Source organism: Flavobacterium pisciphilum, assembly GCF_020905345.1.
Taxonomy (GTDB): domain Bacteria; phylum Bacteroidota; class Bacteroidia; order Flavobacteriales; family Flavobacteriaceae; genus Flavobacterium; species Flavobacterium pisciphilum.
Genome location: NZ_JAJJMO010000001.1, coordinates 471125 through 485805 on the forward strand (window position 1 = coordinate 471125; position 14681 = coordinate 485805).

The window sequence follows — 14681 nt, forward strand, 5'->3', positions numbered from 1 at the left end:
AAAAATTTAACTCTCTATATACCAATTGGTATGTGGTGTAATTTAACAACAAATGGAAAAAGTATTAAAGACAAAAACAAAAATCAGATTTCAAGATTGTGACCCATTCAATCATTTAAACAATGCTAAATATTTAGAGTACTTTATTAATACTCGTGAAGATCAAATTGCAGAGCATTATGACCTAGACATATTTAAACTCATGAAAACATCAGCACTAAGTTGGGTTGTTGCATCAAACCAAATAAGCTACATGAGACCAGCATTTACAATGGAAACGGTTCTAATCGAATCCCAATTAATTCAATACACAGATAATGTACTGCTAGTTGAGATGAAAATGTGGAACGAAGACGAAACGGAATTAAAAGCTGTACTATGGATTAAGTTTATCCACTATAGTTTTCAGACAAAAAAAGTAGCCAATCATTCTGATGATTTAATGCAATTATTTCAAGCTGTACTAGTTCCTGTTGAGCAAACTATTTTTGAAAATCGCTATATGGAAATCATAAAAAGATTAAAAGAAACAGCATAAACTGCTCTATTTAAACCACTAAGAGAGTAAGGTAAAGACTTAACTCTTCCTACTCTCTTAGTGGTTTCTTGTTTTTAAAATATTATTACTTGCGTAACTTCTTCTAATTCCTAAATCTGCTAAATCTGCGTGCGAAAACCTTAAACTTGTTATTCTGGATAAAGAAGAATCACATATCAAATTTGATTGTAATATCTACACCGCTTATATAATTCTTCGCTCTTCTAAATGAGAAAAATGAGAAAATAAAATAATTCAGTATTATTTTAAAATTGGTGCTGCTAGGCAACTTTCAGGAATATCAAATGCATTTACCAATGCCACTGCATCTGGTCTTATATCCCAACATAACTGATTAACCATTTTACGAATCGCTTTTGTTTTTACAGCTTCCATATATCCATCTTCAAGATACCAACCTTTGTTTTTCTCAATTTGTGCTAGCGCATACAATTGACATAATTTTGATAAAACATCTTTAACATTTTGGTCTTCAACACCCGCAATAGCAACTTGAAATTGCTCTAAAACAATTCGTTCAAGATAGGCTTGAGCAACATCAATCATTTGATGTTGAACCACGTTAAACGCATCATAAGGCTCTAATCCGCTATCAATAAGTTTTTTTATACGCTTTGCAGCAGATGCCAATGTTGTTTTTTCTCTGTGCTGAAATGCTAGCAAATGAAACTCATTGTCAAGTAAATGAGCATCATCTGTTTTACGAGTTGCAATTGGGTTTTTCTCAGAAATTACAGTTTTGGCATTTTCATAAACATAATTAATGATTCCCACTGCTCCCATTTCGCCAAATGATTTTCTAAATTCAGATAAGCGATTTTTGGCTACCAACTGCATCAATACCGTATTATCTCCTTCAAAAGTGGTATATATTTCGGTATCATTTTTTAAGGCGTCAATTCTGTTTTCAGATAAATATCCTTTACCGCCACAAGCTTCACGGCATTCTTGTAAAATATCTCTTGTGCTCCAAGTCGAATACGATTTCATTCCAGCAGCAAGTGCTTCGATTTCCTGCATTTCAGATTCTTCCTTATTTAAGAAACGACTCGTAAGGTATTGCAAAGCAAAATGTACAGCATAGGTTTTTGCTAGTTGCGGAATCAATCGGCGTTGGTGCATACGATAATTCAAAATAGGAACTTCCGATCCTCCTTCTGGGCCAAATTGTCTGCGTTGATCGCTGTATCTAATTGTTATTGCTAATCCTGATTTGGCTGCTGCCAATGCTGAACGAGGAATCCCAATTCGACCACCTACCAAAGTTCCAAGCATGGTAAAAAATCGTCGGTTGTCACTCGGAATTGGACTCTCAAATTCACCTTTCTCATTTACAGAAGCAAATCTGTCTAACATATTTTCTTTAGAGATAACAACATTATCAAAGCTAATAGTACCGTTATCCACACCATTTAACCCCATTTTATGCCCGCAATCGCCAATAGTAACTCCTTTTATGGTATGACCAGTTGCATCCCTTAAAGGCACTATAAATGCATTCACACCATAGTCAACATCATTGATTATTAGTTTTGCAAATACAGTTGCCATTTGTCCATGTACAGCTGCGTTACCAATATATTCTTTTTGTGCATTCGCATTCGGAGTATGAATAGTAAATGTCTGGTTTTCGTGGTTGTATGTTGCTGTCGTTTCAAGCCCTTTAACATTCGAACCATGATGCGTTTCAGTCATAGCAAAACAACCAGGTAGTTTTAATGAGCCTATATCTTTTAAATACTTACTATAGTGTTTTTCTGTTCCCAATGATTGTACACTCATTCCCCAAAGTCCAAATTGTACACCAAATTTTATCACCAAACTTAAATCATGATAGCTAAGCGTTTCCATAATAGCAAAATAATCGGCTATATTTTCTCCTCCGCCGTATTGCTTCGGATATGCCATATTACCTAAATTTTCATTGGCAAGGATTTTACACCATTCGTATACTTTTGCTCGATATACATTAATATCTGTAGAAGTTTCATATGCAAATTCAGGTTTACTGATAACCGATTTTACTCTTTTTATAATTGAAGCTTGTTCTCCATCTAAAATCTCAGTTAATTTATAGGTATCAAAACTACTCTCGGTTTTATAATTTGAAGTAAATGAAGTTGCTGTTTTTTTGAAAGCACCAATGGCCTCTTGACCAAAAACCCCAAGGTCGTTTTCAAGTTTTGTAAAAGCAGGCTCTAATTCTTTAAGACTCTGATCATCTCCCGAAAGAGCCACAACAATATCAAATATTGACTTAACCGACTCTTTATCTTGAATACTTTTCTCAATATCAAGTTTCCAATTTGTGAGTTGCTCTCTTGATGGCGGTACTGAAATATCAATTTTAGAAAGTAAAACGTCTTGGTCTTCTTTTGTAAGCCAGTTTTGTGATCGAATAAACTCTTGTAATGTAATGAACTCCTTTTGGGTTAAAAGATCATCCGACCAAACAAGATAAAAAAGAGGTATAAAGGATTTGAGTCTTGAATTTTCCATAGTAAACTTAAATTTTAACTTTCCATAAATTAATGAATTTAAACAACCAAAGTGCGTTAACAATGTCTTAATTAATTTAAAAAAGAGCTCTTATGTTAACTATTCCATCTAATTTACCTTGCTATTCATCATTCCGCTAACAATAGTAATCATAGTTTTTCTAGGTAATAATCTCGGTAAAAATGATTGCAGATAATTCATAGCACCTACAATTTTAAAGCTTTTATCTCTTAATAATGCTGAAATTCCTTGTTTAACAACTGTTTCTGGAGTATCAGCTGCCATCCCCTTAGTATTCGCTTTTGCAACCAATTGAAAACCTGTAGTAGTGTTTCCAGGACAAAGCGCTACAATGGTAACTCCTCGTTTAGAATATTCACCATACAATGCTTCAGAAAAATTTAATACAAATGATTTACTTGCGCAATATGTTGCAACGTAAGGACATGGTTGTAAAGCTCCTGTAGAAGCAACATTTATAATTCCACAATCCCCTTTTTGCAACATCTCAGGCAGCACTAAATGACATAATTTCACAAGTGCATTAATGTTTATTTCAATCATTTTATCGTAACCTTCTATACTTTCATCTAGAAAATTAACCCACTTACCAAATCCTGCATTGTTTACCAATAAATCAACCGACAATCCAGCTTGTTTAATTTGATTGTAAAGCTTCTGTGGAGTATCTTTTTGTAAAAAATCACCGGTGAATACTGCAACTTTTACATTGTATTCATTTGTAATTTTGTTGGCTATAATTTGTAATTTTTCTTCTGATCGAGCTGTTATTATAAGATTTGCTCCTTGCTTTGCTAATTCATAAGCAAATGCTTCGCCAATACCAGATGATGCTCCGGTAATAAGTACTGTTTTATTTTTTACTGTTTTCATTTCTTTATTTATTATCTGATACAAAATTCAGTAATAGTCAAAGAAATCTACTTGATGTATGTTAGGAAATTATTTGTTTTCTAATTCGGCTTAAACTTTCTGGTTTAATACCTATAAAAGACGCTATATATTGTAATGGTACATTTTGAATCATCGCTGGATTCTCTTTTAATATTTTCAGATACCGCTGTTCTGCCGATAAAGCAATAATTTCATTGGTTCTTTGTTCATTATAAACCAAAGATTTTTCATAAATAATTCTGGCAAAATCTGCCCACTTTTGGCTTTTATGACATAATACATCAAAGTTCTTTTTTGTAATTCGCAATACTTCGCATGCAGTCACACACTCAATATTATCTACCGCAGGAGTACCTGTAACAAAACTATTAAAAGAAGTAATAAATCCCGAAGGGCAATTAATATGTGTAGTAATTTGATCCCCATTCTGGTTGTAAAAAACTCTAATAAAACCCAAATTAATAAAATATAAGTACTGAGCTACTTTATTTTCATTTTCTAATATTTTTCCTTTACTATAACTTACAGGCTCAAAAAAACTTTCGACCAATATAACATCCGATTCATCAATAGCAATAATTCCTGCTATAAGCTCAAGTAATTTCGTATACATAAATTATTTTATTAAAACTGCTGGCTGTAATTATTTTTAACACAGGCCTAACACTACAAAGCTACAAACTCTTTCTGAGTAAAAAGAGTATACCATCAAGCAAGAAAAAAGTTTTGGCTAAAAGCCAAACAAAGAATTGAATGAGGGAATGGAATTTGAAATAACAGAAGGACCAAAAACCGTTGGCCATGGAAAAATAATTCAAATTATAAATTCTAATCTCAAAAATAAAATTTAATTTTAGTTTATCAAAAATTAACTAAAAAACCATCATTTTATGTCATTTCAAGCATATTTAAAAACTATTAAAGAAAAAACGGGCAACGGTCCAGCCGAGTTTAGAGCCTTGGCAGAACAAAAAGGATTCACATCAAGCGGAAAACTTACACCCACAACAAAAGCTGGCGATATTACAAATTGGCTTAAAGAAGATTTTGAATTAGGTCAAGGACACGGAATGGCAATCTATGCCCTGCTTAAAGGAATCAAAGACGAAAATAGTAAGTAGCGGGTCAAAGTTGCAAAGGTTCTGAGGCTCTGAGGTGCTAAGGCACTAAGGTCCAAAGTTGCAAAGGCTCAAAGCAGCAAAGGTTCTCTCCCCAATCTTGTCATTCCGAGGAACGAGGAATCTCATCAAGTGGCTTGAGTGTAACGGAGGAACAAAGGCTTTTTTAAGGCTCTGAGGTACTAAGGCACTAAGGTTCTAAGTTGCAAAGGGACAAAGTTGCAAAGGTTCTGAGGCTCTAAGGTTCTAAGAAAAGTGAAAACTATCATCACAACTGCAAACCGTCACTGCAAACTGAGACTGAAAACTGTCACTGAAAACTGAGACTGCAAAACTTATTATTCTATTGCTGCTACTACTGGGATTGGAACTATCTTTTTAATCGAAGGTATTGTCCATTTCCCTTTTAGCATTTGTTCTTTTGGAGAATATACACGCAATACTAAATTAAAATCTCCAGACGATACTGGCAACCAATTGCTTTCTCTGATTTTTCCTGGGTAGGATCTTTGGAAATAAATATCTATCGAACCATCTGCATTTCTAATCAATGAATCGCGATTGCCTATTGTAAAACGATTCAAAGGATTAGCAACTAATGCTCCTTTTGAGTCATAAGCTGTTAATGACCAAAAAGCATTAGCTAATGGAACTTCGTCTTGATTAAAATGAATAATATATTTATTAGTCCCATTAAGTTTATCGCCACTCTCATCTGCCATACAAGAAGAACTGATTATATCCTGAGGGAGGCTCACTTCAAGCCCTTCGTATGAAACCCTTGCTCTATGCTCATAATCGGTTCCAAAAGCCCCTAATTTTAAATCTATTGGAGTCCATCCATTTTCAAGCTTTGGAGACATTGCAATCTCTTTATTAAGTGTCTTCAATATTTTGTCAGGAAGTGTTCTTACTGTTGATTGCACTGAACTATTTAAAGCACCCAAATTGAATTTAGTTCCGGGTTTAATACCAATCGTAGCAAACATTTTTATTGTTTCGGCATCTTTATCACTTGGTGGATTATTAGCCATTAACTGATTTACATAATTAAAAAATTCCCCAATAGGTATTTTCGAAACAACATCATTTGGTGAATCTTTCGGAACTGATGAATCAATTTTACCCTTTGGAGCAATATAATCGGTAGCCCAACTACTCAGTGGAATTAATTTGTATTGACGTTGCAGCTTATAAACTTTTAATCCATCAACATAACTATTCATTTGAATTCTATTAATGATACGCACTATATTGGTAGGTGATTTTATCTCTTGCATTCCTATCGGAACTGGCTCACTAGATTTGGGACCTGTAATTAAAAAATTGGCAGCTCCTGTGCCTGTTCTTCTTTTGCTTAATGAGGAAAAAACATTGGTGTAAGCATCTTGCATTGAAAGCTGGTAATATCTCCCATAAGTATCAGGAACGGAAAGTACAACAGGTCCTTTACCTAAATCTAACCAAGCTGAAGAAGAATAAGTATCAGCATTAAGTTGTATACCATTTTTAAGAGTTGCATCGGGAAATGTAGATTTATGAACAAACTGATTTATAGGTGCTCCCATAGCACCAGCTTCTTCGACATTGGTTGCTTGTCTACGTTTAATGTCCATTAATACTAATGGCAAACCATACAAATAAGCCATTTCGGCTGTTTTGACAATTGTACTATCATTTTCAACAATAGCTACTTTTTTTTCACTAGTTGCCTTTTTTTCTTCTTTCTTACAGCCAATGAATGAGTAAATTATAAAAATTATTAGAATAAAGTTCTTCATGTTTTCTGAATTTAAATGCAAAGCAACTATACTTTGCGATTAATAAATATTTTAAGAACAATCAATAAACTCTTTTATATTATGTATTTCTCTCTACTATTAAGCGGGAACACTTTAAAAATTAATTCTATTTTATAACTTAACCTATCTGAACAGATGAAATTTGTTTGATTAAAAAAAACGAAACTGACATAGTAAATTTAAGCAAAAAAATCCCGATTACCACAAAAGATAATCGGGATTGTGCAAACTAACTAACCAACTATTGAAGTACTAATTATGAAACTTCAAAAGCATCTTTTGTGAATCTATTTTAAAGTAAATTTCACTTTCGTTTTAATATCTGTAGAAGAAGCTCCAATTAGTGCCTCAAAGTCACCCGGTTCGGCAACCCAGTCATGCTTAACAGGGTCAAAAAAGCTTAAAGCTGCTTTGTCAACTGTTATTGAAACTGTTTTTTCTTCTCCAGCTTTCAGACTTACTTTATCAAATCCTTTCAATTCTTTAATCGGACGTGGTAAAGAAGATTTTAAATCGCTTATGTATAACTGAACTATTTCTGAACCGTCTTTAGTTCCTGTATTTTTAACTTTTACAGTAAATGTAATTTTATCAGCAGCAGTTATTGTTTTTGCATCAGCAGTAACTTTACCGTATTGGAAAGTTGTATAGCTTAATCCATGTCCGAAGCTGAACAATGGTTTTACTTTTTGCTTATCTGCCCAACGGTAACCTACAAAAATACTTTCGTTATAAGTAACCTCTTCTTTTCCTGGAAATTCTCCCAAAGCATGCGCTCCGTTATCTTTTAATTTTACAGGGAAAGTAAATGGTAATTTTCCAGAAGGGTTTGTATCTCCAACTAAAACTGAAGCTAGAGCATTTCCTGTCTCAGATCCTAAAAACCATCCTTGTACAATTCCTGGCACTTCATTAACCCATGGCATAGCTACTGCGTTTCCAGAGATATTTATGAATACAAGATTTTTATTCGCTTTAAGTAATTCTGTTACAATTTTATCTTGATTGTACGGAAGGTCTAAACTTAAACGGTCTACTCCTTCTGCATCTTGATAATTACTTTTGTTTAATCCTCCGATAAATAAAACTACATCTGCTTTTTTAGCAACATCTATAGCTTCTGCTAATAATTGTTCAGCCGAACGTTTTTCTGATAAATCTTGTCCAGATGCAACACCATTATAGCTGCTTTCTGCATCACCTATATAACCACGAGCATAGATAACCTCTGCTTGTGTACCTACTCTTTTCTTTAAACCATCTAATGGCGAAATCTCATATTTTGCTTTTAATGATGAACTACCACCACCTACTGTCATCATCTTGATTGCATTTTCTCCAATAACTGCAATTTTCTTAGTTTTGTTAAGATTAATTGGCAATATGCTATTTTTGTTTTGCAACAAAACGATTCCTTCTTCAGCAATTTTACGACCTGCAAGACCATGCTCTTCTGTACCAAACGAACCATACGGTCTGTTTTTATCCATGTTAGTAAGGAATGCTAATCGAAGTATATTACGTACTTTTTGATCTAATTCTTTAGTCCCTACTTGTCCAGATTTAATTAAATCCAAATATGGTTTTGCTAAATAATAATTGTCATAAGCATTACTTGTTCCTGCAGATAAACCATTAGTCCAAGTTCCAAATTCCATGTCTAGCCCATTAGTAATTGCTTGACGTGTATCACTAACACCACCCCAATCGGCAACAACAGCACCTTTAAATCCCCATTCTCCACGAAGAATATCATTTAATAAAAACTCGTTATGACAGTTAGGCTGTCCTTTGTATTTATTATAAGACCCCATTATAGTCCAAGCATCTCCTTCTTGAACAGCTGCTTTAAATGCTGGTAAATATATTTCGTACAATGCACGATCATCTACATTTACATTCACTGTATGGCGGTTTGTTTCTTGGTTATTCAATGCAAAATGTTTTACACAAGCTGCTACACCATTTTGCTGCACTCCTTTGATATAAGGCACAACCATCTTTGAAGCCAAAAATGGATCTTCACCCATATACTCAAAGTTACGTCCATTAAGTGGTGATCTATAAATATTTACACCTGGTCCTAATAAAACTGTTTTATTACGGTAACGTGCTTCCTCTCCTATTGATTTACCATATAGTGAAGACATTTCTTTGTTCCAAGTTGCCGCAAGAGCTGTAAGCGCTGGAAAAGCAATACATGAATCATTTGTCCATCCTGCTTGATCCCATTCATCCCATAACACTTCTGGGCGGATACCATGAGGACCATCTGTCATCCAGAAATCAGGAATTCCTAAACGTGGTACTCCAGGTGAACTAAATTTAGATTGTGCATGGACCATTGCCACTTTTTCTTCTACTGTCATTCGTGCAAGTGCATCTTCGACACGTTCTTGAATTGGCTTTTTATCATCTAGATAAACGGGCACTTTATTTTGTGCATTCATTCCGAATGTACCTAATAAAAGCAAAACAACAACTGCTTTAATGTTTCTAAACATAACTACTTATTTATTAATAATTTATTTTAATACAAAGACAAAATTTAAATCCTAGTTAATCTTAAATAAGATTCCTGCAATTATATTGTAAAGCTAAAACGATATAGTATACTTAAAAAGTCCTATTATAGAAAAGTAGCGAAGTAAAAACATAACACACTAAATACAAGTGTATTACAATTATTTAAAGGTCTAAAAAAGTAGTGGAATTGAAATGAATTATTGAGCTTTTACCGCAATTAAACCGATTTTAACAACCATTTCTTCAAATTCATTACGAGAAACAGCCGCCTTATTTCTAGCTCGTGTGCGATAATTGTAAATAGTACTTAAAGAGTAACGAAGAAAAGCTGCAATTTTTACACTATCGTTAATACCAAGTCGTATTAAAGCAAAAATTCGCAGTTCAGTATTTAATAATTCTCCTTGTTTAAGTACGATTTGTTCTTCGCTAATAAGCAATGAATTAAAATCTTTTACGAAAGTAGGATACAGATTTAGAAAAATGGTATCAAAATTCTTGTACAACTCTTCTAGTTCATTATCAACCAAAGTATTTGATTTTAGAATCTTATACAATTCATCAAACTGTTTGGCTGTAGCTTTCTTATTTAATGTAATGCGGTAATTTTCGAGCTTATTGATGTAAGTAGAACATAAGCTAAAGAAATGAGCAATATACTCCTCTTTAATATGATTGGACTCTGATAATTGAGCGTTTCTTTCTTGTAGCTGATTGTTTGTTTTACTAATGTCAGCATTTAATTTTACTAGTTCTTCACTTGTTTTCGAAAGCTCTTCTTTTATTCTGGAAACTCTCTTCATCTGCTTATAAACATAAATCACTGCCAACACAAGAAACCCTGAAAGTACACTTATTAATATCAAATACAATTGCAACTGGCTTTTACTTTTAGCCTCTTTGTCTAAATAAGCGGTATTGATAATCGAATATAGTTCTGACATTTGAAGCGTACGGAATTGTACATTACAAAAAATAGCATCTTCAATAGCCGATTTTGTCAATTTATAAGCAGTATCTACATCACCTAATTTGTAATAAACCAAAGCCAACTCTTGAATTGAGGCATTATCTTTTATTGAGTTTTTTAAATCTGCTGTTGCTGATATAGCGAAATAGGTCTTTTTTAATTCTAAATTCTCTTTCTTTTTATTAATACTTCCCAAAAGATAAGCAATCATAGCATACTGCGGATTGTTCTCTTTTGTTTCTTTTAGTAATTGTACCAACTCTTTCTCAGTACGATCAATTTGTCCTTCAGCAATATTCTTTTCTGCTAGATTAATTTTGTACTTCAGCGATTGAGGGTCTAATATTCCTAATAATGAATCACGATATTTTATAACCTGCTCTACATACATCGGATTATAACTATTGGTAGAATAATGCGAGAAAAACTCACGGTATCCTTCATAGTAATCTGGAAGTAATTGCGGTGATAATAACTTCTTATTTATGCTTTTTAAGATTTCTTCAGACTCACGATATCTTCCTGATGAAGAATAAAGATTTGCTAACTGCAATTGAGCTGTTTCTTCTAAATCTTTTTTATGCAATTCCTTAGCAATCTTTAGATTCTTTTTGACATATAAGATGGCCGAATCTGAATTGAATTTTTGGTATTCTTTGTATAAACTTTTGTTATAATTGTACTCTTGATAATCAGATAAATCAGTAGACTTTATCTTTTTAAAATTAGCAATTCGCTCTTCTTTTAAATCTACGTATTTCTGTTTGTTTTTCAACGCCTGATTTAGTTTTACAAATACCGAATCGACCCTGTTCCCAGCATAAGCAGGATAGCATATAATAACTAGGAAAAGAAGTAAAAAAGTATTTTTAAAAACCGTTTTCAATGTAAATAATTAGGATAGCCAAAGATAGTAAAGTGTAATTAAAGAAATATTTTTTTTTAAAGGTTCTCAAGGACTACTATTTTTTAAAGGTTCTGAGAAACTAAGGCGCTAAGAAACTTTGCGTAAATCTTTGCTATCAAAAAAAGATCGCATTAATTCTTTCGTTGTTATTAAAAAATTCTAATAATTCATATCTTCGTTTTATCAAAAACCTCAAACAATCAACTATGTACAAAGTAAATTTTCTGGCTCTTATTTTCCCTTTACTATCGAGTATAATGGTAATGCAAAATGAAAAATCGCAATCAAAATACTATTCTAATAAAAGTATAAATCAAACGGTTATTGAGCAAAAAACAGGAGATCAGGATCAGGAAAACGCAAAAAAATGGTTGATAAAAGCTATTGAAACTAATTTTAGTAAAGAAACTTTTAAAATGAGTGATATCACAACCAAAAACTATGCGGAGTATAAAAGTGATGCCATAAATATAGAATATGATAATGGCCTTACGCAAGAAACCTTTGAAAAGAAATGGAAGAATAAATTTGATACTAAATATGTTGGTACAGAAGCTTTCCTTATTCCTACACAAGATTATGGAAAAATAAAAGTTATGAGTTGCAAATTTTTATCGTTAACCAAAGACAAAGCATATATTTTTGAAACCGTAGTTAGAGATCTTACTTATAAACAAAGCTATAAAAGAGATATAAAAGTGATCCAATCTGGCAAGTCATTTTTAATAGCCGATGTAAAAGAATATTAAAAAAAATGAACCATGCGAGTTATGTAAGTTCGTTTAAACTAAGCCCTTTAAAACTTATATTTTCCTAAATAACTTATATAAGTCAATTATATAAAAAAGCACCCAAAATCATAAATTCAGATTTCATTCAAAATTGAATCGTTAAATTGCGGTATGAAAATTTTGATAATAGAAGACGAATTAGAAATAGCAGCAAGTATAAAAAGCTACTTTAAGCCCAATGGTATTCATTGTGAGACCTCTGGAACTTACAAAGATGCCCTTGACAAAATTAATCTTTATGATTATGATTGTATATTATTAGACTTAATGCTTCCTGATGGTGACGGATTTGATATATTAAAAGAATTAAAAAAAAGAAATAAAACCGAGGGGGTTATTATTATCTCAGCCAAAGAAACATTAGATACCCGAATTGAAGGATTTAATCTTGGTGCCGATGATTATTTAACGAAGCCCTTTCATTTATCTGAATTACTAGTAAGAATCCAAGCGCTTATACGACGCAAAAATTTTAAAGGAAACAATATTGTTGCTTTTAATGAGATTGCCATAGATATACTATCTAAAACAGTATCGGTAAATGATATAAAACTAGATATCACAAAAAAAGAAATAGATTTATTACTATTTTTAATAGGCAATGAAAACAAAGTACTCTCCAAAGGGGCTATTGCTGAGCATCTTTCGGGAGATATGGCTGATATGCTAGACAATCATGACTTTGTTTATGCGCATATAAAAAACCTAAAGAAAAAACTAAACAAAGCTGGAAGTGGTGACTATATAAAAACGGTTTATGGTTTAGGATACAAATGGGACAATGAATAAAAAGCTACTAAATAAAACAACAACAACCTTTTTGATATTTTCAGTTTTTATACTGCTAATAGCTGTTCCTGCTTTTTATTATATCACAGAGCGGCTGTATATTGAAGAAACCGATGAAACCCTCTCTTTACACAGAGATGAATTCTTAAATGAGGAATTGCCTAAAATTAATATCAACGATATTGCATTATGGAATAAATACAATCGGAATGTTCAAATTATCCCATCACATATCGTTAGTAAAGACACGATTTTTGATAAAATATATTTTGATGAACTAGAAGATGAAAACGAACCTTATAGAGAACTTAATTCTCCAATAGTTATAAAAGGACAGCCTTATACCTACGTAGGAAGAATTAATCTGATAGAAAAAGAAGATTTAATTGTTAGTATTGCATTATTGTTTTTAGTCGTAATTATCATTTTACTTTTAGGAATATTGATAATTACTAAAATTTCATCCAAAAGACTTTGGGCTCCTTTTTATGATACATTAAATCAAATTCAAGGATTTGAAATTGATAAAAACAAGACGCCTAACTTTATGCACACAGATGTAGAAGAGTTTAACAGACTTAATAAAAGTTTAGATCGTCTTATTGAAAAAAATACCGATATTTATAACAATCAAAGAGAGTTTGTCGAAAATGCAGCACATGAATTACAAACACCATTGGCTCTTTTTCAAACAAAAATAGATACTCTTTTTCAGCTTGATGTCACCAAAGAGCAATCAGGGGTTTTGAGTTCTCTAAACAAAGATGTTTCTAGATTAAACCGATTAAACAAAAATCTTTTGTTGTTATCTAAAATTGAAAATGGTAATTATCTAGACAAACAACCTATTGTTATAAATGAATATTTAAAAAAACATCTTGATTTTTTCACTGAGCAAGCAAAAGCAAAAAATCTCAATATAGTTATAGAATATGCTGAAAAATTAAAAATAGAAGGCAATCCTTCATTAACAGAAGTGCTTATTAATAATTTGTTTCTTAATGCCATTAGACACAATATCAAAAATGGAGAAATCATTATTATAATCACTGGAGAATCTATCACATTTTTAAATACGGGTCAGGAGACCTCATTGGTTATCGATAAATTATTTAATCGTTTTTCTAAATCAAATCCGTCTTCGCAAGGGAATGGTCTGGGAATGGCAATTATAAAGAAAATCACCGAAATAAGTCATTGGAAAATTGATTATGCTTTTGAAAATAATTTACACCGTTTTACCGTTAAATTTTAAAAATTCAAACTTCCTACAGAATCATGCTCTAATTTTGCACTGTAGATTTATTAATTGAAACTAATAACATATGAAAAATTTACTAATATCGCTATTCACAATACTAATTTCAACTTTTACCATAGCTCAGGATTTATCTCAAAAAGATGTTCCCGGAATTGTAAAATCGACTTTTTTAATCAATTTCCCAGATGCTACTAATGCAAAATGGGAAAAAGAAAAAGACAACTACGAAGTAACATTTACTTATGAAAAAGAAACTCAATCGGCTTTATTGGATAGCTCAGGAAACCTTATTCAAACCGAAGTAAAAATAACAAAAGATGAGTTACCAAAAAGTATTTTACCATACGTAAAAGTGAATTATCGTCGTAAAAAAATCAGAGAAGTTGCCAAAATTAAAGACGCAAACGGTAAAATATTTTTTGAGGTAGAAATCTATAAAAAGGCTCTAATATTTGATCACAAAGGAAATTTTGTAAAAGAAATAGCCGAATAAATCCTATCGCTTTTGCCTAAAAATGTATTAGAATTTCACTAACATCAATAC

Annotated in this window: 12 protein-coding genes; 6 read left to right on the forward strand and 6 right to left on the reverse strand. The window is 32.2% G+C overall.

Annotated features, from left to right (window positions below; all coding sequences use genetic code 11):
* Nucleotides 1–52: 52 nt before the first annotated feature.
* On the forward strand, nucleotides 53–538 hold the full coding sequence (locus LNQ49_RS01990) for an acyl-CoA thioesterase (RefSeq protein ID WP_229987109.1): 486 nt from the start codon (nucleotides 53–55) through the stop codon (nucleotides 536–538).
* A 261-nt stretch (nucleotides 539–799) separates the two neighbouring features.
* On the opposite strand, the gene LNQ49_RS01995 is transcribed toward LNQ49_RS01990, so the two are convergent.
* From LNQ49_RS01995 to LNQ49_RS02005, 3 genes are all read right to left on the reverse strand, one after another.
* A complete protein-coding gene (locus LNQ49_RS01995; RefSeq protein ID WP_229987110.1) occupies nucleotides 800–3058 on the reverse strand; it encodes an acyl-CoA dehydrogenase family protein in 2259 nt (752 codons plus the stop codon).
* A 108-nt stretch (nucleotides 3059–3166) separates the two neighbouring features.
* The gene (locus LNQ49_RS02000) at nucleotides 3167–3952 is read right to left on the reverse strand and encodes an SDR family NAD(P)-dependent oxidoreductase (protein WP_229987111.1); all 786 of its coding nucleotides are present in this window, start codon (nucleotides 3950–3952) and stop codon (nucleotides 3167–3169) included.
* A 61-nt stretch (nucleotides 3953–4013) separates the two neighbouring features.
* A complete protein-coding gene (locus tag LNQ49_RS02005) occupies nucleotides 4014–4586 on the reverse strand; it encodes a Crp/Fnr family transcriptional regulator (RefSeq protein ID WP_229987112.1) in 573 nt (190 codons plus the stop codon).
* A gap of 277 nt (nucleotides 4587–4863) precedes the next feature.
* Here LNQ49_RS02005 and LNQ49_RS02010 point away from each other — a divergent pair, with 277 nt between their 5' ends.
* Nucleotides 4864–5094 carry a DUF4287 domain-containing protein gene (locus LNQ49_RS02010; protein WP_229987113.1) on the forward strand — a complete coding sequence of 77 codons (231 nt, stop codon included), beginning with the start codon at nucleotides 4864–4866 and terminating at the stop codon, nucleotides 5092–5094.
* 335 nt (nucleotides 5095–5429) lie between these two features.
* Here the strand turns inward: LNQ49_RS02010 and LNQ49_RS02015 are convergent, their stop codons facing one another.
* From LNQ49_RS02015 to susR, 3 genes are all read right to left on the reverse strand, one after another.
* Nucleotides 5430–6872, reverse strand: a complete 1443-nt coding sequence (locus LNQ49_RS02015; RefSeq protein WP_229987114.1) for a DUF1254 domain-containing protein — start codon at nucleotides 6870–6872, stop codon at nucleotides 5430–5432.
* A 308-nt stretch (nucleotides 6873–7180) separates the two neighbouring features.
* Nucleotides 7181–9397: a glycoside hydrolase family 3 C-terminal domain-containing protein gene (locus LNQ49_RS02020; RefSeq protein ID WP_229987115.1), complete on the reverse strand. Its 2217-nt coding sequence runs from the start codon at nucleotides 9395–9397 to the stop codon at nucleotides 7181–7183.
* 219 nt (nucleotides 9398–9616) lie between these two features.
* Nucleotides 9617–11275, reverse strand: a complete 1659-nt coding sequence (susR, locus tag LNQ49_RS02025) for a SusR family glycan utilization regulator (protein WP_428978331.1) — start codon at nucleotides 11273–11275, stop codon at nucleotides 9617–9619.
* A 227-nt stretch (nucleotides 11276–11502) separates the two neighbouring features.
* Here susR and LNQ49_RS02030 point away from each other — a divergent pair, with 227 nt between their 5' ends.
* The 4 genes from LNQ49_RS02030 (at nucleotide 11503) to LNQ49_RS02045 (ending at nucleotide 14630) form a co-directional block, all read left to right on the forward strand.
* A complete protein-coding gene (locus LNQ49_RS02030; protein ID WP_229987117.1) occupies nucleotides 11503–12045 on the forward strand; it encodes a hypothetical protein in 543 nt (180 codons plus the stop codon).
* Nucleotides 12046–12198: 153 nt separating this feature from the next.
* Nucleotides 12199–12876 carry a response regulator transcription factor gene (locus LNQ49_RS02035; RefSeq protein WP_229987118.1) on the forward strand — a complete coding sequence of 226 codons (678 nt, stop codon included), beginning with the start codon at nucleotides 12199–12201 and terminating at the stop codon, nucleotides 12874–12876.
* Nucleotides 12869–14131, forward strand: coding sequence for a sensor histidine kinase (locus tag LNQ49_RS02040; RefSeq protein ID WP_229987119.1), 1263 nt, complete (start codon nucleotides 12869–12871; stop codon nucleotides 14129–14131). The genes LNQ49_RS02035 and LNQ49_RS02040 overlap by 8 nt, the downstream gene beginning before the upstream one ends.
* A gap of 70 nt (nucleotides 14132–14201) precedes the next feature.
* A complete protein-coding gene (locus tag LNQ49_RS02045) occupies nucleotides 14202–14630 on the forward strand; it encodes a PepSY-like domain-containing protein (RefSeq protein ID WP_229987120.1) in 429 nt (142 codons plus the stop codon).
* Nucleotides 14631–14681: the final 51 nt, after the last annotated feature.